This is a genomic window from Methanococcoides sp. NM1 (genome assembly GCF_900774285.1).
GTDB lineage: Archaea > Halobacteriota > Methanosarcinia > Methanosarcinales > Methanosarcinaceae > Methanococcoides > Methanococcoides vulcani.
In genome coordinates this window covers 159,473-178,571 of sequence record NZ_CAAGTW010000001.1, presented here as the reverse complement: position 1 = coordinate 178,571, position 19,099 = coordinate 159,473, and the positions used below count along the sequence as shown (strand labels likewise).

The window sequence follows — 19,099 nt, the reverse complement described above, 5'->3', positions numbered from 1 at the left end:
CTACAATAACATTGAAATATAACTCAAGACTTTGTAGATCCATAATTTACTTCTTTGATTGAACTATTGGTTTTCATAGCAAATTCATAACTTGTTCTTAATAGTCTTTAATGTACCATATAATTGATCCCTCAGTGTAGGATCCTTATACATAACTACCAGATAATAAGCAAACGTAACTGCGAATGCAACAATGAAGATGACATATATTGACAAAGAAAGGTACTTCACCACAATTAAAGGAAGAGAAATTGCAAATGCTATTGCCAGGTATTCTATTAGAAATTTAATTTCTTCGATGCATCGAACATCAGACATTCTTAATATATAGAGATCAGCAGTTCCCCACAACAGCACCGCAGTAGCCGAAAGTAAAGTAAGTGCTATCATTGGGTCTCCATAGGTACCTCCAATATAGAGCACAGCAAAAATCGAAATAACAAAGACAAAATTAAAACACAATGCTACATTTTGTTTTTCAAGTATATTGAAAACAGATGATACAGGGGCGTATATAAATCGCAAAAAAATCCACGGTGCCATTATCTTGGCATAGATCCCGGCAGTATACCAGCTTGATCCCAAAAAAAAGCTGAACATATCTTCACCGATGATTATGAATACCATCATCGGAAATACGCCAATCGATATCAATCTCCTGTGAACAAACGTTAGCATATTCTTTAGATCCCCAGTAATGTTTTTCACTTCACTGGCCTTCTGGAAAAATACCTGACTGGTGGCACCTCCTATCAGTGTTAGAGGTAGAACTAACAATTGATTTGCCATTGAATAGTACCCAACTACGGTAGAACTAAAAAAATATACGAGCATGAACGGCGTTAATTGAAGGGCGATTCTATTTGTAAGTTGAGACCACATCGAAAATATTGGAAATCGTTTATACCTGATCGCTAACCTCCGTATGTTTTTAAGAGAAATATTATTGAAAAGATATATATCTGATCTCATTTTTATTAACATAAGGAGGTCTGCCAGCAAATAACCGAACAAATAACCAGAGATCAATCCGATCGGTGATGTTCTGGCTATCCCAATCCCAATTTGAGTGAGCCTGGATGATAATGAATTAACGACCCTTGCTGTTGCAACAGCTCCATACCTGACCCTCCGGGATGTCCAAAAATTCAACACAAAAAAAAGGGCATTTAAGAATACAACAAGAGGCACGAATATAAGGTAATCAGAAAGTTGGTGGGCATTCAGAAGACTGCCGATCTGCTCCGGGATAAAGACAAATATAGAACCGATAATAATAGATGCGAATGTTAGAAGAATTATGCAAAGTACAACAATATTGGCAGAATCTTCATCATTTTCGGGGAGCATAATAGAAAGCTCATAAGAAAAACAAGTGAATATTGTAATAATAGTTGAGATCGATAGAAAAAGTTGAAAGACCCCAAAATCAGCCGGAGAGTATATCCTGGCAATGACTGGATATAGCATAATCCCCAATACCTGCGCCAGCAAACTCCCAGATACCAATTTTGAGACGTTGTTGATGAAACTTGACATTATAATATCTCGCTTTTGCATATCCATGATAGATGGTCAAAACAATACTGTTTTTGTAAGAATATCTCACAGCTTGATGCTGGACAGGGGGTCAAGTGAGATAAAACTCCACTACAGTCATAGTTGAATAGGTTCTGGCTATTGATTCACATCGTTAGCGAAATTTATGGAGTCTGAGATTACGGTTTTTATGATTCAGCATCAGAGGTCAGCATATATTTAAAAGCTTACCTGAATATAACCTTTTTTATACGTATGAGTCTACAAGGCAAACACCGTTCATTTTTATCATCTCGAAGTCATACATGGGATTTTTTCGTACTTGAGTGCATCCTTCCACCACTCAGAGGCATCTTGATTACTGCTACATGGCTTTCTGAGTCCGCAGCCAGATATTTTCGATAAATTTACTGGCTGGCGATCTTTGCCAAATCCATTGCAAATGGACGCCTTATTGGCAATACACTTGTGTCCGTCTTTTTATGCTTTGCAGTGTTGCGATCACTATGGGAAGTGTAAAAAAACGCGTATATTTCAGGCATAAGGTGTTTGTCTTTTCAACTGTTTAAAGACAGCGTGTGAGCCGCACCATGGAGTTTTTCTGCCCTGTTTTTGGACAGGGGTTGGAGGGCTTCTATTCTGAAAGCGTGCTTGATCATTTTCTAATATGGTAAGGAATTACTATGTTCCGCTCCTCCAGAATTTTACCTCTAAATTTATTGGATTTATCCGAGTTTACTAATAGAGATCATCAAATTAGCTTTTCGCTTTAAAAGCGTAACTCTTTTTTCAAGACTACTGGCACCACTCTGAGCATAGCTTATGCATTACATTTATATGGTAGAAAATGTACCAGTCCATGAAATATTATTGTGATGTTTCGGGCGGAATCTGTACCAAAGATTCAATTGCTAACTATCTGAACACAGATAACGTATCAATATGCCAATTTTTGTATTTCTTAGATATCGATGACATTGCTTCTTATGTTGAAAGTAGCTATTATGCCGATAAGGACTGGCACTTTAGTTATAAGATTTCGTCAATGATAAAGCTCATCGTTGTAAAATGTTTTAGGAACCTCTCATTTGAGAAAACAATATCTACACTAACAAAAGAAGAAGCGCAGCTTCTGTCTTTTGAAGACAATAACGGCATTATGAATCTTCCATCCCCTGCAACACTTCATCATTTTGTAAAATATAGGCTTGGAGAAACTGGACTCGATGAAGTAATGTTCAAAATTGGAAAGAATATCTCAAAAATACAAAGATAAGAGATGCAAAAACAGATTCAACTCCACTTGAAGCATCAAGATATGACAAGTATGCGGATTACAATCCGCATTATAATTGTAAGATGGACAAAGCTCACATCACCATGATTGGAACACTTCCAATCTACATGACACATACAAAAGGTGCTTCTCATGATTCTCCTGAATTGAAGAAACATATTGATACAATGGTAAAAATGAAGGTTGATATTGACACTTATGCATTAGATGGAGGTTATGATTCATTCAGAAATCATGCAGATATCTGGTATAAGTTGAATGCAAAACCAGTGATTGCATACTCTTCTGATTCTAAAGTTCAATATGAAGGGACGATGGAACGAATTAATCACTGGGTTAATAAAATGTGGAAACTTGGTGGATCAATTCATATGAAATATGAAGATAAACTTCATTTCCTCTATGAAAATGGAAGAAAAAAACAGGCAGGGATGCACTTGCGAAACAAGAACATCGAAGATGATAGATTCGATGAAGATTATTCACATAGGGTGAATGTGAACGAGTACACAATCATATTAAGTGGACTGTAAAGTTCGATATCAGAGGAATGAAAAATAGCAGTAAGAAACTCTATTCAATTATGAATTTCGTTGCATATCAATTGCTTGTAGCTACAAATTTGCAAAATGGAGTTAAAGAAACGAATTCATTTGCAAATTATGTGTGAGGTGAATGTCATCAAATTAGAATTGGGGGATTTATGAGCTAATTTGATATTCTCTAATAGTACACATATGTAATAAAAAAGTTATAAATACGTACAGTCCAATAATTATAACATAAGAAAGCTGATCCCATGGAACAAAAAAAAGGCATAATCATATTGATGAGTGCGAAATTTTCATTCAGCGTAGTTCAATCTTCAAGAGCACTATACATATTCAAGAAACTGAAAGAGCAGTTTCCAGACACATATATAATTATGCAAAAAAATGAGGAAGAAAAGATTGGATTGGAAAACTTAATCCAAGTTAAACCCATAATACCAATATCAGGAAAATTTCGACTTTTGAAGGGGATGGCATTTAAACTTCAAATGACTCTTCTTTCACTATGGTATATCGTTTCAAAAAGAGTTGATTATGTAATTCTTAGAGGATATGATACCATCTTGCTGTACCCTTTTCTAAAGATCCTTAACATCAAAATATATATGGATTATCATGGGATATATAAACATGAATTAAATCAGCAAAATCGACGTTTAAGAGCTTTCTTTGTTGGCCATATTGAAAGACTGTCACTATATTTGGCAGACAGGATCATTGTGGTAAGTGGTGGGGTTATAACCCAGATACAAGAATACAAAGATAAATGTATATACATGCCCAATGGGATTGACATACATAAAATAAATGACACTGATCATGCATGTTCAATAAAATTACCCGGCAATAAAAAGATAATTGGATTTATTGGCAATTGGGAACAATTTATGAAAGTAGAAGATGTGTGTGAATGTCTGAAATATGCAAATAATTGTATAGGAGTGATTATTGGGAGGGGATATAAAGCCGACCACATCATGAACAAATATCGTGACACTGAGAACATCATTTTTACCGGGAGACTTCAGCAGGAAGATGTTTATTCATTACTACACAAATTTGATATTTGCATACTACCGTATGATAAAGATGACAAGCATTCTCTTTATCCAGATTATTTCTCTTCAAGAAAAGCAAAAGAATACATTGCAGCCGGGAAACCGGTCATAGTGTCAGACGTCGAGGGACGGGAGTCCTGGTTGATCGAGAATCAAAACTGTCTATTATACGAGTCTGGTAATCCAAAAGACCTGGCTGAAAAGATCGATATACTCCTGAATAAGGAAGAACTATATGACAAAATGTGCACAAACAACAGAGATCTCTCCAAAAATTTCATGTGGGATACTATTATTGACCAATCTGGACTAATAAGGGATATTCAGGCATAAAATAAAATCAGTTTAGAAGGTAAATATGAAATCATATCTTTCCAGATTTATAACAAAAGATAATAAGTTACTCTCTTTTGCACTTGCATTACCTGTATTGATAGTTCTGGCGGTGGTAAGTGGATTTTTGTTAGCTTTTGCCATAGATCGGCCTGATTATGCAATAAGAGGTCTGTCAACAGGACTCCCAGCCATTTTAGCATCATTCATTTTAGTAATGATCTACCATAAAGAAGATATCGAGTTAACTTCTTCGTCAAATACATTAGAGATCAATCAAAGAACTTTGATGGTGCTTTTTGGGATATTATTAAATGTATCTATATTGATATTATTGTTGATTCCATTTAGACCATGGTATTATTTTGTGCTAATTTTGATGTTGTATTCCCTAATATTTACACAGATCTTCTCAAGAGATGCAAATGCATTGATGATATTGTCTGAAATAATACTCCTTATGTTCTGTGTTATTTGTGGGATGATATTAAAGTATCCACTATATTTCGGATGGACTGATATTTTACCGCACTTATTTATGGCTAAGATAACATATCTATCCGGGCACACAATTCCACTGGATTACTCTTTAGCATATGCGAACTTCCCATTATACCATATACTGATCGCTGAAAGTTCTTATTTATTGGGTTTAGATCTCAAAACCACTCTTTTCTTGATAGCAACTCCCATTTATGTGATGCTAATTGTTTTTATTTATAAATTTTTTAAGTTAACCACACGCAATTCACAAATGTCGCTCCTTACATGTTTAATATACTCAGTAACTTCTGTGGTAATACTCTATGGCGCATATGTAATAACCAGAACTGTAGCACATGCAGGATTTCTCATAATGATATATCTAATTTATAAAGGTTACAGTGAAAAAAATGAAGCTGTTTACAGGTATCTCGCAGTCGTTTTATGTATATTCATCATACTTGTACATCAGGTTTCAATAATTCAAATGGTTATATTGATGCTTCTTCTATTTGTCTGCGAGCGAATTGCAGGTAATAAAAAATATTTAAGCACCAATTTTTTGTTATTGGTCAATGTCACATTTATTGGATACTGGTTTTATGGTGCCTATTTATTTACTCGAAGTTTGTTGCAATCGCATATAAGGCCAGAGCATTTCGAAACCCCGGTGGTGAAAGCTAGTGTTCAATCTGGTAACGAATGGTCATTCTTAGTTAACCACATTGACTCTTCGATCTTTTTATTTTTTGCTCTGATCGGTATCGGATATGTACTATGGAATGAAAATAGGAAATATGCTCGTGTATTTAGTTTATTTGCTTTATCCACACTCGTTCTATACACGCCAAACCCTATCCAATTGTTATGGCAATCTATGGTTTTGTTCAGGTTTGATAGATTTATGCTGATGCTTGCTCCCTTTATGTCGTTCGTGATGAGCGCGGGAATTTTTGCTTTTTTATATTATTTAATGTCTAAAAGTATCAAAATACGTTCTGCTTTTATGATAGTATTGGTTTTATTTAGCATATTTTCATTTTATTCCATAATATCAAATGCAAATGATTCTAATTATTTTGGATCGACCACAAATCGCAAGTATTTCATTGAGGAAGAATTGATAGGATATAACCATGTTTCCGGTCATGTTCCGTTTGGATCTACCCTACATTCAGATTATGAGACATCTAGATATTTTACACAACGAGAATTTAGAGAGTCAGATGCGCTGGAGCTTCCTTATTATAGGAGTTATATGATAAGCGCCTCCGAGGGTATCCCGGATTATGAAGGCTACATACTGATAAGAGAAAAGCAATTTTTAGATACAAAGCTGGTATTTGAAGGAGAGGATTATTTACCAACATCTGAAAATCAAATTCAACTGTACACTTACCTGCACAGGAACAACAAGATCTACTCAAATACTGCTGTGGATCTATACCATAATTCCTAAACTTGTGCCAAAGCTATTCGAATTTCCCCCATTGATGTGCTTTGGAAAAGAATTGGTTACTTAGCATAACACTTTTTTATACACTTCCAGGTTTTTCTTCATAATATTTTCCCATGTAAATTTCCTGGAATACAGCTTTATCTTGTCGTAGTCCCATACAATGCTTATTCCTGACAGGATCATTTCTGCCAGATCGTCGGGCTTTTCAGGCTCTATTAACAAACCATAATCTTCAGACATTATTATATCTGGAATTCCCCCCACTGTTGTTCCTATAAATGGTTTTCCACATCCCAAGCATTCGAACATGACTGTAGGATTTCCTTCATTCAAACTTGGTAACACAAAAACATCACAGGCATTCATCCAGAGCGGGATCTCATCATGTGGCTTTCCTCCAGCAAGTTTAACGTATTCCTCCAATCCCAGATCCCTGATCTGTTTGTCAAGTTTAGTTTCCAACTCTCCGGTACCAACTATAATGCAAAGAACGTCTTCCCTATGCTTTACAACCTGTACCATGGCATCAATTAGATCAATGTGACTTTTCACTTCCACCAGGTTCCCTACACTCAGAATGATCTTTTTATCAATGGGTAAATTCAGGATCTTTCTACATTCTTCAGGATCTCTGGGGTAGAATAGATCATTTCTAAATCCGTTTGGAATAATCTTGACTGGAGTACTCACATCTAGTTTTTTTATACACTCCAGATTGCTGTTACTTACGGTTACGATATAGTCTGCCGAATTGAGAACGTATTCGATATTATTTTTCCATTGATCGTCCTTAAAAGGAAGTTTGTAAATGTCATATCCATGCGCAGTAACTACAAACGGTACACCGTATTTTTCTTTTAATTTCGCACCTACATATCCAGCCGACCAGGTGAAATGCGAATGGACCAGATCAAATTTGATGCCGTTCCTCATTATTGCCTTATCCACAACTCTAAAATGTTTTTCTCCCAGTTTTTTGTACTGTGAATCCAATGGTGCATAAATGATTGGCGTGGGAAGTACATTAACATTTGATGGCTTATTCGAGAGGTTGATCTTATAATCTAACTTAAATCGATTTAATGCAGGAATTGGAATATATTTAGAGATCTCTGCAATTGGATTGGATCTGACAAATACATTTATGCTTCTAAAGTATTTTGAAAGTTGATCAGTGGAATCCTTTTGGAAACTGCTGTAAGAATGACATACGACCAACAATTTTTTTTGTTGCATTTGCAATTATACCACTCGTCCATTGCATGATCTTCATCATTAATATCAGATTCAAAACATAACTCTTTTTACAATATATTTCGAATAAGAACCTGGGAGATTAACTATTTTTGTAATGCCAAATAAGATTGTTCAATAGTAAACCATTTGTATTCATTCAGCTATTTTCGTGAATGTTCTTTATTTTAGTGACAAAATCAAATTTCTGAAGAGATTCAGCATTTCTCATAAATCCCATACAAATATGTCAACCTCTGAACTCCATATTATCGGAATAATTCTCTATATACCTGACCATAAATTTAGTTACATCAATTTTGTCGCGCAATAATTTTTCACGCTTCTTATTCCACTCCTCTTTGATGCTTGGATCCTGGATCAATTCAACTGCTTTATTCAGGGCTTTGTTAGAATCATTATAATTGAAAAGCAATCCATATTTCTCTTCAAGCTCAGTAAAATTACCCATCGTTCCAGCAAGGGATGAAACATAAATAGAAGGAATCCCCAGTATTGCACTTTCAACAGCAGTGGTTCCTCCATCTCCTACATACAAACTTGCATAATATAAGAGATCATGCAGTTTTTCTGGAGAAACTTTAATACGATTTTTTTTTAGTGCATCATCCAGCTCGCCTTCAGAAGTGATCAACACCCGACCATATTTTTCAAGTTTCTTCACAAATTCCATCTTATTTTGTATCCCATGATGACCGACATCATGACTTGCACCCCATGAGACAAAGCGTAAAATTATGAACGGATCACCCTTATTAAGTCCAAATTCATTTAGAACATCAGGGTCTGGTGTGAAATAATTAGGATGTAAGTATGCAAGCTCATGGTAGCCATTGTAACGTATTTGTTTTTTACCAATGTCTCTTTTAAAACATGAAGGAGTACAAACCACATCTGTAAAAGGATATGTAATTTTCTGAGCTAGTGCAGCATGTTCAGTATCGTTAAAAATAATAGAACTTTTTCTAAGCAAACGTGCAACATGAGCAACAGTCGGATTAAGAATCCCCATCAAAATATCGGGATTGAAATTCTTTGCAATTCGAAACAGTTTGTAGTCCCTAATGATAAATTCTTTGAACAGGTCGCCTTTACTATGGCCCATGGAACTTAGAACAATATGTTCAATACCATAAGCCTTTAAAAGAGCAAGTGTCACCTCTTTATCCCGTGCAGTAACCAATATATGATGCCCTTTTTGCTCAAGACACCTTATAGTATTTTTAAAAAAATGAACGTGAGCTGGATGTCCCATATCTATTAGAATTTTCATTTATTAACCTTTTAGCTTACATATTGATTATAATTTTATAATTGTATATTGATAGATGGAATGCCACAAAACAAAACCCCTTTAAAGCCACAATACGTGTACATTCTACAATGTTCATTCTCGGTCATCTCGGAGTCACACTCGGTATTTTCTTCATACTTGAGCACATTCTCCCACCACTCAAAGGCCGTCTTGACTACCGCTACATAGCCTTCGGAGCTCTTCTGCCAGACATTCTCGATAAGCTGATCGGCAGGGTGATCTTTGCCGAGACCATTGGAAATGGTCGTATTATTGGTCATACACTTGCGTTCTGTCTTGTTATCACTTTGCTGAGTTATTATCGCTACAGGTTGAGCAAAGATACGCATATATTCCAGATAACCGGTGCTTGTTTTTTTCATCTGCTTGAAGACCGCATGTGGACCGCACCTGAAACTCTTTTCTGGCCTGCACTTGGATGGGACTTCCCGGTGTGCCCCTATCCCGATAGCGTAATTGATTATTTCCTTAATATGATTATGAATTCCTATGTTCCATCTCTCTCCCTTGAGTTCATCGCCGAATCTATTGGAGGGTGTATCATAGTAGTGCTTGTAGTTGCAAAATACCTCAGGCATAGGTAAACTCATTTGGTCTCACCCTCTGCAAACCGTGAACCTGCGCCCCGCATGTCCTTGTCAGACTCCTGCATGTCGAACAGCATGGCGAACAGCAGGAACTGGGTACCTGATACAAGTATCAAAGCGTCCAGTAGTGGCAAGTTCGTAGATACTGACCACTGCATCAGCATGGCTATGAGTATTGCCATACCGAACAGCACACCTGCAGGAAGGAGGACCATGGAGAGGATGTAGAACAAGACGAGCGGATGGAAGCTGAGTATCATGTACTTCATCTTCAGCCTCCAGAGGAACTTCTTGAACAGCATGATCGACACCTTGCTCATGTACGGACCGTACTTGATCGTTGACTTCTCCTGTCCGTATCTGGCAGGCATGACCACGTCAAGGGTTCTGAAACCAAAGGTGTTCAACCTCACAAGCATGTGGTTGCAGTAACCGTAGTACGTGTAGATCTCATCCAGACCTATCTCTGCCAGTGCTTCCTTTGAGATAGCGGTATAGCCGTTCTGGGGATCCATGATATTCCAGTACCCGCTTCCAATCTTCGTGATGAACGTGAGCATCGAGTTACCTAACAGGCGCAATCCGCTCATGTCTTCACGGAACTCCGTACTGAACAGGCGGTTGCCTTTGGTATAATCTGCCCTGCCCTCGATTATGGGCATCAACAGCTTTGGCAGCTGGGCAGGGTTCATCTGATTATCCCCTGCCATGACCGCAACGACATCCATCTCTTCTTTCAGTGCCTGCTTGTAGCCATTGACAATTGTAGCACCCACACCTTTATTGGTCTCGTGCGTTATCACGAACACCCTCGGATCGTTCAGTGTCTCAATGACCTTTGCAGTATTATCAGTGCTCGCATCATTTATCACATAGATCCGGTCAACGTACTGGGGAATGCCCTCAACGGTAGTTTTTACAAGCTTCTCTTCATTATACGCAGGCACTACCACACCTATGCGTTTGCTTGCCAACAACTCTCTCTTGACCGGATCGATTATCTTAATAGGTACCTCATGCACCTTAAATCCGGATTTGATAGCATCATCGATCAACTCTGCTTCAATAGCATCGTCGGCCTTTGTGAACTTGAAAACATCGAGCGTCTTGGAAGAATACGCACGGAACCCACTGTACTTCATAAGATGATACTCGCTTGCAGCCCCCACATCCTCAAACGTAGAATCAAGGTCAATGTCCGATGAAGTAACATATGCACCGTTCACAACATCCGCATCCTCAGAAAGCACAGGATTCAATATTGCAGGGATATCATCAGGATTGTGAAAACCGTTCGCATAGATGGTCACAAGTACAGATGGGTTTAGTTTTTTCACTTCTTCAAAAGCTGTTGCCAATGCAGCAGCCTTGCCCAGATTATCCCCGTGCCTGATCACCTGTGCACCCATATTCTTAGCAATACAGGCTGTCGCATCGCTACTCCCATCATCAACAAGAACGACATGATCTACATAGAGCTTCGTTCTTTTAATGATATTCTTGATATAAACCTCGGCATTATATGCAGGAATGGCTGCCACCACAGTCATTGGCACACCTCATACTCAATTTAATAGTTACACATATGCACATCACCCACAACCTCCCAAAGTAAATATTGATAAATCATATTATATAAATGTGCATGATAACAGAATAAACTTTTTGGCAGAACTACAAAAAAAGGCAGCCTCAAGCCATCAATTATGAAATACAAGATACTCTAATTAGAAGTACACACATATACCAAACCAAGCGGAAGCAAACCTCATAATAAATAAGTTCGTATACACAACAATTAATTTAAGATTTTTTATAAAAACATACAAGCTATATTCATACATCCCCAAAAAAAGACATGATTTTATACCACCCCCACATAATCAAATCCCATGGGACGAGAATTTTCAGACAAGGACAAGGAGATCTTCAATAAGCTTGCACCGGAGAACGGCGGGACACATATGTCCGAGATGGGACATCCATATCCGTTCATACTGAGGCCGATATCCCATAAGATCGCAGAGGATTCAGATGACTTCAGGGAGAGACTCGAGAGGCTTGACGGGGAGGAACTGGACTACCTCGCAGGACTTGCAATGGAAGGCAAGGAAGACATCAGGTCCCTTGACCCTGAGGACGTCGATTCGTTCTTTGAACTGGTAACCGAGAAGGTATCGGAAGAGCGAGCTAAAGAACTCAGGATCCACTTGGGGATATTATGAAAGAACTGCTCTTCGGAACAGCAGGGACCCCCATCAGTGCAAAGAAGAGGGGCAGCGTCGAAGGGATACAACGTATCCGTGAGCTTGGCCTAGGGTGCATGGAGCTGGAATTCGTGCGCGGAGTGCGCATGAAGGAAGGCATGGCAGAGAAAGTCAGGGAAACAGCGGAAGCAGAGGATGTGGCACTCAGCGTGCACGCACCGTATTACATCAATCTCAACTCCGCAGAGGATGAGAAGATCGAGGCCAGTATCGAGCGCATCTACCAGTCAGCACGCATCGGTGCACTCTGCGGTGCATCATCCATTGTGTTCCATCCTGCTTACTACCTCAAGCAGAGCAGTGAGGAAGTGCTTGAAAGGGTTAGCGGGCTGCTTAGCAGGCTTGCATCACGGCTTGAGGACGAGGGCATCAACGCTGTGCTTCGCCCGGAGACCATCGGCAAACCGACGCAGTTCGGCAGCCTAGAGGAGACACTGATGATGGCGTCAGCCATCGAGGGAGTCATGCCCTGTATCGATTTTTCACATCTGCACGCACGAAGCAGCGGTGAGTATAACACACTGGAAGAGTTCCGGGACGTGCTCGTGAAGGTGGAGGAATACCTCGGGCGGGAAGGGGTTGAGGATATGCACTGCCACATTTCCGGCATTGCGTATGGGGATAAGGGGGAAAAGAACCACCTGGTGCTCCGGGAGTCGGATTATAATTATGCTGACCTGATGGCAGCGTTTCGGGAATTCGATGTGAAAGGGCTTGTGATATGCGAAAGTCCGAATCTCGAAGAGGATGCTTTGCTGCTGCAGGATACGTACAGAGGATGAATGACAGTATAGGGGCTGTGCATTGGCTGGATGGTAGCTCGAACGTGATGTCAAAGATCAAAGATCAAAAAAGAAAGAACTGAAGAAAGGATCATTCCTCTCTTCCCCTGGTCACCAGCAGTACCAATCCGATCACAACTGCAACAGGCAGTGCGATCGTTGGGAACTCAGGAGCCAGTTCCGGGAATTCACCGGAATCCGGAAATTCATCAGCAGCCTGATCTAAAGCTGCAGCCCCCACCACCATGGAAAGAACCATCAAGATACTCAAGAGTAGGACGGAGGACTTATTTACAGATCGCTTCATCATACCTCACCACCAACTATCTGATTCAGGATAGTCAATAGAATATATGTGAGGATAAGATAAGTACCTTACTCGATTTTTTATATCGTCGAAATATACTAATGCTACTTTTTAAAAAATTAATAGTTCTCACAAACTTCAAAGAAGTTCATGAAAAGTTCTTCACCCTTATCTGTGTGAGCAACCTCAGGATGCCACTGCACTCCGTAGATAGGCCTTTCGGGGTGGCGCATTGCCTCGATCTCACACACGTCCGAGCGTGCAAGGTGCAGGAACCCTTCCGGAAGGACAGTGACCTCATCAGCATGGGAAGCCCACACGGATGTCCTCGGGCCAAGCCCTTTCAGGATGTCGTCCTCTTCCAGTACCTCCACATCGATCTCTGCATAGCCGCCGTACTCGCCTGAACCAGTCTGGCCACCAAAGGTCTTAGCTATAAGCTGATGTCCCAGACAGATGCCCAGGATAGGCTTGTCGATGCTCTCGACATATTCCTGACATAGGCCAACACGGTCCATTGAAGGACCACCACTTAAGATGATACCGTCCGGCTCCTGCTCAAGGATGTCTTCCACAGAGGTCGTGTTCGCTACGATCTCCGTCTCCATATCGAGATCGCGTACGGTTCTGTGAATAAGGTGACAGAACTGGCCGTAATTATTGATAACAAGGATCTTTAACTCTCTCATGATGAAAATCACACCGGGTTGAGTCGATATTGCCAGTAATGATGAATCTATATATAAGACTATTCCAGATTTCAAAAAAGGAAATAACAAGATTTAAATAGTTGATTGTGCTACTATGTCACATACTAACACGATTTGGCAAAACCGCAATAATGAGAGTGATAAAATGGCTGAAATAGGTAAAAGGATTCGAATTGAAAGGATAATGCACAGGGAAAGCAGGAACATGCTCATCATTCCAATGGACCACGGAATTTCTGACGGGCCCATCAGGGGAGTAATAGACATTGCAGACTCCATCAACAAGGTCGCCGAAGGCGGTGCAGATGCAGTTCTCATGCAGAAAGGAATGATCTACCACGGCCACCGCGGATACGGTCATGACGTCGGGCTTATCGTCCACATGAGCGCCTCCACATCCCTTGGACCCGACCCCAACGACAAGGTTCTTGTCTGCAAGGTAGAGGAAGCCATGAAAATGGGTGCCGATGCCGTATCCATCCACGTGAACATAGGTTCTGATACCGAATCCGACCAGCTCAGGAAGCTCGGATATGTCGCAGAACAGTGTGACGAATGGGGAATTCCCCTCCTTTCCATGATGTACCCAAGAGGCAGGAAGATCACAGACCCGCACGATCCGGAAATGGTCGCACACGCAGCTAGGGTCGGTGCAGAACTTGGGGCAGACATCATCAAGACCGTCTACACCGGAGATGTTGACAGCTTCAGGGACGTTGTAAAGGGATGTCCCGTACCTCTTGTGATCGCAGGCGGACCTAAGACCGAGACCGACGAGCAGTTCCTTGAGATGATCAGCGGCGCCATGAAATCCGGAGCAAGGGGAGTTGCCATCGGCAGGAACGTGTTCCAGCATCCTGACCCCATAAAGATGACACAGGCCATCACACAGATCGTCCACAAAGGCCGCAATGTCGAGGAAGCACTACAAACACTTAAGTCAACTACCCCACCCTCCCGCTAACGCGGTTGAGGATGGAGCTTACCTGAAAAGATAAGTTCTGGTTGACCAGACCACTAACAGAGGAGAATTAAAGAATGTTAGTAAACGATAGGAAAGAAATAGGTACCATGGGACGCCACCTCAATTCCATGCACTACGAATGCCGGTTAAACAATCTAATAGGGTTATCAGATCGTGCTTGCATTGTTAAACCTTTCCATATCCGGTCGAGAGGAGGACGGATTCAGATGTTGGCTCCTGCAATATCTGATACGCATTACCCTGAAAACAGGAGGATATAACATTTTAAATGTTTACGTATTGAACAAGGACAAAAAACCTTTGATGCCGACCAGTCCAGTAATAGCAAGACTGTTGCTAAAAAATAAGAAGGCAAAGGTTGTCAGAAAAACACCATTCACAATCAAACTTCTGTACGAAACAACAGAGCACAAACAGCCTGTTATAGCAGGAATGGATACTGGTTCCAGAACAATCGGGTGTGCGGCAATTGCAAATGATGAAGTAATATATCAATCTGAAGTTCAACTTCGAACGGATATTTCTAAAAAGATGACACAGAGAGCATCATATCGCAGAACAAGAAGAAATCGGATAACACGATATAGACCTGCACGATTTGATAATCGTGGAAAGAAAGGTAAGATTGCACCATCTATCAAAAGTAAAGTGGATAGCCACCTGCGAGAAAAGAGATTTGTTGAAGCAATCGTACCAGTAACAAAATGGAAAGTCGAACTTGCATCATTTGATATTCATAAGATAGTTAATCCTGAAATTAAAGGTAAACAATACCAGGAAGGTAACCAGAAAGGGTTCTATAACGTTAAAGCCTATGTGTTAGACAGAGATAACTATACATGTCAGCATTGTAAAGGCAAGTCGAAAGATAAACATTTGGAATGTCATCATATAATTTTTCAATCAAATGGTGGTTCCGATGCTCTGGAAAACATGATTGTTCTATGCAACACATGCCACAAAGAACTACATGATGGAAAATTCAGTATTAATGAACAGGTATCCAGAACAAAGTATGCAACTGAGATTGGAATTATCAAGTCTCAACTTGGAAGATTTGATTGGCAATTTGAATCTACTTTCGGTTATGAAACCAAATACAAACGCGAAAAAGTTATGGAATTGCCAAAAACACATTATAACGATGCGATTGCAATCTGTTGTAAAGAGGATCAAAACATCAATCTTGCTGACACTGTTTATTTCAAAAAACATGTCAGTAAAGGTGATTATCAACAGACAAAAGGTAAGAGGTCTGAAAAGAAGATACCAACCGGTAAATTGTTCGGACTTAGAAAATTCGATCTGATCAAAACAATGAAAGGTATTGGTTTTGTCAAAGGAAAAAGATCATCAGGATATTTTGCGATTTGTGATATTTTCAACAAAACAATTCACAATAGCGTAGGAGTGAAAACCAAATGCACAAGAATACAGGCAAGAACAACTACATTGGTTCAACCACAGATGCTAACGATATGATGCATCTCCCCCTTAGCTTTCACAGGAGACATCTGTGATGAAAGGCAAGACAATTTGGATCAAGGCTGACAAAGGCGACTGGGAAGATCACAAGGACAGGATAACCACCGGACTGGAATCCGGTGTTAACTATGTGCTGGTAAACGCTGACGAAGTGGAAAAAGTGAGAGAACTTGGCGACATTAAGGTCGCAGCCTTTGCCAATGATGACAGGTCAGGCGCTGACGTCGTTGTCGTCGGAAAAGGCGGGGAAGGCGACGGTACAAAGCCATTGTCCCCTGACCCCGTCGGATCCCTTGACATTAGCACGGCCATCCGCTTAAAGGAAAAAGGCCTCACCGTAGGTGCATATGTAGTAATACAGAACAAGGCCTACGAAGAATTTGCAGCACAGATAGGAAAGGAATGTGATTTCCTGATCATCGTCGGTACCGACTGGAAGGTCATCCCTCTTGAGAACCTCATCGCAGGTCTCCAGGACAGCAATGTGAAGATCATTGCAGGTGTCCGCGATGCCGGAGAAGCAAAGCTCGCCCTTGAGACCATGGAGCACGGCTCTGACGGTGTCCTGCTTGACACTGAGGACCCCAACGCTATCAAGTCCACCGTTGCAGTAGGCGAGAGCTCAGGTGTGGAAGCACTGGAACTCGTACCTGCAAAGGTCACAAAGGTCGAACCCCTGGGAATGGGAGACCGCGTCTGTGTCGATACCTGTAACATGATGACACGCGGTGAAGGAATGCTCGTAGGTTCCCAGGCAAGCGGTATGTTCCTTGTTCACTCCGAATCCGAGGAAAGCCCGTACGTGGCGTCCAGGCCGTTCAGGGTCAACGCAGGAGCAGTCCATGCCTACGTGAAGGTCGGCGACAAGACCAGGTACCTCTCCGAACTGAAATCCGGTGATGACGTCACCATTGTTGATGCACAGGGCAACCAGCGTGCAGGCATCGTCGGCAGGGTCAAGATAGAAAGACGTCCACTAATGCTTGTTGAAGCAGAGGTAGAGGGCAACATCATTAAGAACATACTCCAGAATGCCGAGACCATCAAACTCGTAGACACCAAAGGGGAACCCATATCCATTGCCGAGCTTAAGCCCGGAGATGAGATACTGGTCAACTACGAGGGAGGCGCACGCCACTTCGGCATGAAGGTAGAAGAAACCATCATCGAGAAATGAGACATGGTCAGCATAGGTAATTTCGATCTGGATAAGAGGGCAGCCCTTGTTGCAGCTATCAACGAGGACCCTCTTATACAGGCAAAGGCCGCTGCATACCTGGGAGCAGACATCCTTGAGATCAGGCTTGACCTGCTCGGGATAAATACCCCTGGAGAAGTAACAGATATCCTCAAAAAACTTCGATCTGATACAGGACTTCCATGTATTGCAACCAATAGGTTACAAACTGAAGGAGGAAACTGGGAAGGCTCAGAAGATGACAGAATAAATTTACTTGAAGAGATCCTGCCCCTCACAGACGCAATCGATGTAGAGCTCAGTGCAGACCCGCAGCTTCGTGACAGGCTTGTAAAAAAGGCAAAGGAAGCGGGCAAAGCTGTCATCATATCATCCCATGATTTTGAGAGCACGCCTGACAAAGCCACCATAAGGGATATCCTTGAACGTTCAAAACAGGCAGGAGCTGATATTGCAAAGCTTGCAGTGATGCCAAACAGCATGCAGGACATCTTGAATCTGCTAGAGGTCACATTAAATGAGGATAACGTCTGCACCATCGCAATGGGCCAGCTTGGAAAGCACAGCCGGATCGTCGGGCCATGCTACGGTTCAAAACTGACCTACGCCAGCATATCAAGCGCCATAGCCCCCGGACAGTTGAAGGTACACGAACTTAAAAAAGCACTGGAGATGCTTCAATGAAACAGGTATTCGGAGTTCTGGGAGACCCGATCGCCCATTCACTCTCACCCATCATGCAGAATGCAGCCTTCGAAGCACTTGGAATGAACTGCACATTCCATGCATTCAGAGTAAAGCAGCAGGACCTTGGCGATGCGTTAAAAGGTGCAAAGGCCATGGGATTTGGAGGACTGAACCTCACGGTCCCGCTAAAAGAGACTGCCATCGGACTTATCGAGACCGACCCACTGGCTGCAAGGATAGGAGCAGTCAATACCATCGACTTCAGGGACGGTATCAAAGGATACAACACCGACGGTATCGGCGCACAGAAGACACTGGAAGATGCCGGGGTCGATATTCAGGACAAGAATGTACTGATACTCGGTGCCGGAGGCGCTGCCAGGGCAATAGCATTCACATTCACAGAAGCCGGTGCAAAGGTTAACATTGCCAACAGGACCCCTGAAAGGGCCATGACCCTTGCAGCAGAGGTCGGCAAAGTTAACGGCTTCGGGCTGGACGTACTGGACAAATACCTGGAGGACACAGATATACTAATCAACACTACAACAGTGGGAATGGAACCCTGCATAGGCGATACCATCGTCACCGCCGACCAGATGCATTCCGATCTCACCGTTTTTGACGTCGTTTACAATCCATTGAAGACAAGATTGCTTCAGGAAGCCGAAGCTGCCGGAGCAAAACCGGTCACAGGCATTATGATGCTGGTCTACCAGGGTGCAGAAGCATTCCGCATCTGGACCGGCGTGGAACCTCCTGTGGAAGTAATGAAAAAGGCCGTAATGGAGGCCCTGTAATT

General features: G+C 41.3%; 17 protein-coding genes and 1 pseudogene. 11 read left to right on the top strand and 7 right to left on the bottom strand.

What is annotated here, in order from left to right; genetic code table 11:
- Positions 1–84 precede the first annotated feature (84 nt).
- Together E7X56_RS00915 and E7X56_RS12140 are read right to left on the bottom strand one after the other, a co-directional pair.
- Positions 85–1,539: an oligosaccharide flippase family protein gene (locus E7X56_RS00915; RefSeq protein WP_167879407.1), complete on the bottom strand. Its 1,455-nt coding sequence runs from the start codon at positions 1,537–1,539 to the stop codon at positions 85–87.
- Between the two features lie 407 nt (positions 1,540–1,946).
- On the bottom strand, positions 1,947–2,081 hold the full coding sequence (locus tag E7X56_RS12140) for a hypothetical protein (protein WP_256360036.1): 135 nt from the start codon (positions 2,079–2,081) through the stop codon (positions 1,947–1,949).
- A 305-nt stretch (positions 2,082–2,386) separates the two neighbouring features.
- Here E7X56_RS12140 and E7X56_RS00910 point away from each other — a divergent pair.
- The 3 genes and pseudogenes from E7X56_RS00910 to E7X56_RS00900 all read left to right on the top strand — a co-directional run bounded on the left by E7X56_RS00910 (position 2,387) and on the right by E7X56_RS00900 (position 6,720).
- Positions 2,387–3,506: pseudogene (locus tag E7X56_RS00910) on the top strand (ISNCY family transposase).
- A 129-nt stretch (positions 3,507–3,635) separates the two neighbouring features.
- Entirely contained in the window at positions 3,636–4,778 is a 1,143-nt protein-coding gene (locus E7X56_RS00905; protein ID WP_135603938.1) for a glycosyltransferase family 4 protein, read from the top strand.
- Positions 4,779–4,803: 25 nt separating this feature from the next.
- On the top strand, positions 4,804–6,720 hold the full coding sequence (locus E7X56_RS00900) for a hypothetical protein (protein ID WP_135603936.1): 1,917 nt from the start codon (positions 4,804–4,806) through the stop codon (positions 6,718–6,720).
- 60 nt (positions 6,721–6,780) lie between these two features.
- Here E7X56_RS00900 and E7X56_RS00895 read toward each other — a convergent pair whose 3' ends face one another.
- The gene (locus tag E7X56_RS00895; RefSeq protein ID WP_135603933.1) at positions 6,781–7,956 is read right to left on the bottom strand and encodes a glycosyltransferase; all 1,176 of its coding nucleotides are present in this window, start codon (positions 7,954–7,956) and stop codon (positions 6,781–6,783) included.
- Positions 7,957–8,203: 247 nt separating this feature from the next.
- Positions 8,204–9,247, bottom strand: coding sequence for a DUF354 domain-containing protein (locus tag E7X56_RS00890; RefSeq protein WP_135603931.1), 1,044 nt, complete (start codon positions 9,245–9,247; stop codon positions 8,204–8,206).
- A 110-nt stretch (positions 9,248–9,357) separates the two neighbouring features.
- Here E7X56_RS00890 and E7X56_RS00885 point away from each other — a divergent pair, with 110 nt between their 5' ends.
- Entirely contained in the window at positions 9,358–9,873 is a 516-nt protein-coding gene (locus tag E7X56_RS00885) for a metal-dependent hydrolase (protein ID WP_135603929.1), read from the top strand.
- 2 nt (positions 9,874–9,875) lie between these two features.
- Here the strand turns inward: E7X56_RS00885 and E7X56_RS00880 are convergent, their stop codons facing one another.
- Complete coding sequence (locus E7X56_RS00880; RefSeq protein ID WP_135603928.1) at positions 9,876–11,426, bottom strand: glycosyltransferase family 2 protein; 1,551 nt, start codon at positions 11,424–11,426, stop codon at positions 9,876–9,878.
- Positions 11,427–11,768: 342 nt separating this feature from the next.
- On the opposite strand from E7X56_RS00880, the gene E7X56_RS00875 reads away from it, so the two are divergent.
- On the top strand, positions 11,769–12,101 hold the full coding sequence (locus E7X56_RS00875; RefSeq protein ID WP_135603926.1) for a hypothetical protein: 333 nt from the start codon (positions 11,769–11,771) through the stop codon (positions 12,099–12,101).
- Positions 12,098–12,925, top strand: coding sequence for a TIM barrel protein (locus E7X56_RS00870; RefSeq protein WP_135603924.1), 828 nt, complete (start codon positions 12,098–12,100; stop codon positions 12,923–12,925). Before E7X56_RS00875 ends, E7X56_RS00870 begins: the two co-directional genes overlap by 4 nt.
- 91 nt (positions 12,926–13,016) lie before the next feature.
- Here E7X56_RS00870 and E7X56_RS11660 read toward each other — a convergent pair whose 3' ends face one another.
- Complete coding sequence (locus E7X56_RS11660; RefSeq protein WP_167879406.1) at positions 13,017–13,184, bottom strand: hypothetical protein; 168 nt, start codon at positions 13,182–13,184, stop codon at positions 13,017–13,019.
- Positions 13,185–13,351: 167 nt separating this feature from the next.
- A complete protein-coding gene (locus E7X56_RS00865; protein ID WP_135603922.1) occupies positions 13,352–13,921 on the bottom strand; it encodes a GMP synthase subunit A in 570 nt (189 codons plus the stop codon).
- A 166-nt stretch (positions 13,922–14,087) separates the two neighbouring features.
- Here E7X56_RS00865 and E7X56_RS00860 point away from each other — a divergent pair, with 166 nt between their 5' ends.
- The 5 genes from E7X56_RS00860 to E7X56_RS00840 all read left to right on the top strand — a co-directional run bounded on the left by E7X56_RS00860 (position 14,088) and on the right by E7X56_RS00840 (position 19,097).
- Entirely contained in the window at positions 14,088–14,906 is an 819-nt protein-coding gene (locus E7X56_RS00860) for a 2-amino-3,7-dideoxy-D-threo-hept-6-ulosonate synthase (protein WP_135603919.1), read from the top strand.
- A 174-nt stretch (positions 14,907–15,080) separates the two neighbouring features.
- A complete protein-coding gene (gene iscB / locus E7X56_RS00855) occupies positions 15,081–16,409 on the top strand; it encodes an RNA-guided endonuclease IscB (RefSeq protein WP_244603347.1) in 1,329 nt (442 codons plus the stop codon).
- 37 nt (positions 16,410–16,446) lie between these two features.
- Positions 16,447–17,589, top strand: coding sequence for a 3-dehydroquinate synthase II (locus E7X56_RS00850; protein ID WP_135603917.1), 1,143 nt, complete (start codon positions 16,447–16,449; stop codon positions 17,587–17,589).
- 3 nt (positions 17,590–17,592) lie between these two features.
- Entirely contained in the window at positions 17,593–18,294 is a 702-nt protein-coding gene (gene aroD, locus E7X56_RS00845) for a type I 3-dehydroquinate dehydratase (RefSeq protein WP_135603915.1), read from the top strand.
- Complete coding sequence (locus tag E7X56_RS00840; protein ID WP_135603913.1) at positions 18,291–19,097, top strand: shikimate dehydrogenase; 807 nt, start codon at positions 18,291–18,293, stop codon at positions 19,095–19,097. The genes aroD and E7X56_RS00840 overlap by 4 nt, the downstream gene beginning before the upstream one ends.
- Positions 19,098–19,099 lie beyond the last annotated feature (2 nt).

Excerpts from the sequence above, each read along its gene's own strand:
- E7X56_RS00915 (WP_167879407.1), bottom strand. The coding sequence starts at position 1,539 with ATGTCAAGTTTCATCAACAACGTCTCAAAATTGGTATCTGGGAGTTTG.
- E7X56_RS12140 (WP_256360036.1), bottom strand. The coding sequence starts at position 2,081 with ATGCCTGAAATATACGCGTTTTTTTACACTTCCCATAGTGATCGCAAC.
- E7X56_RS00905 (WP_135603938.1), top strand. The coding sequence starts at position 3,636 with ATGGAACAAAAAAAAGGCATAATCATATTGATGAGTGCGAAATTTTCA.
- E7X56_RS00900 (WP_135603936.1), top strand. The coding sequence starts at position 4,804 with ATGAAATCATATCTTTCCAGATTTATAACAAAAGATAATAAGTTACTC.
- E7X56_RS00895 (WP_135603933.1), bottom strand. The coding sequence starts at position 7,956 with ATGCAACAAAAAAAATTGTTGGTCGTATGTCATTCTTACAGCAGTTTC.
- E7X56_RS00890 (WP_135603931.1), bottom strand. The coding sequence starts at position 9,247 with ATGAAAATTCTAATAGATATGGGACATCCAGCTCACGTTCATTTTTTT.
- E7X56_RS00885 (WP_135603929.1), top strand. The coding sequence starts at position 9,358 with ATGTTCATTCTCGGTCATCTCGGAGTCACACTCGGTATTTTCTTCATA.
- E7X56_RS00880 (WP_135603928.1), bottom strand. The coding sequence starts at position 11,426 with ATGACTGTGGTGGCAGCCATTCCTGCATATAATGCCGAGGTTTATATC.
- E7X56_RS00875 (WP_135603926.1), top strand. The coding sequence starts at position 11,769 with ATGGGACGAGAATTTTCAGACAAGGACAAGGAGATCTTCAATAAGCTT.
- E7X56_RS00870 (WP_135603924.1), top strand. The coding sequence starts at position 12,098 with ATGAAAGAACTGCTCTTCGGAACAGCAGGGACCCCCATCAGTGCAAAG.
- E7X56_RS11660 (WP_167879406.1), bottom strand. The coding sequence starts at position 13,184 with ATGGTTCTTTCCATGGTGGTGGGGGCTGCAGCTTTAGATCAGGCTGCT.
- E7X56_RS00865 (WP_135603922.1), bottom strand. The coding sequence starts at position 13,921 with ATGAGAGAGTTAAAGATCCTTGTTATCAATAATTACGGCCAGTTCTGT.
- E7X56_RS00860 (WP_135603919.1), top strand. The coding sequence starts at position 14,088 with ATGGCTGAAATAGGTAAAAGGATTCGAATTGAAAGGATAATGCACAGG.
- E7X56_RS00850 (WP_135603917.1), top strand. The coding sequence starts at position 16,447 with ATGAAAGGCAAGACAATTTGGATCAAGGCTGACAAAGGCGACTGGGAA.
- aroD (WP_135603915.1), top strand. The coding sequence starts at position 17,593 with ATGGTCAGCATAGGTAATTTCGATCTGGATAAGAGGGCAGCCCTTGTT.
- E7X56_RS00840 (WP_135603913.1), top strand. The coding sequence starts at position 18,291 with ATGAAACAGGTATTCGGAGTTCTGGGAGACCCGATCGCCCATTCACTC.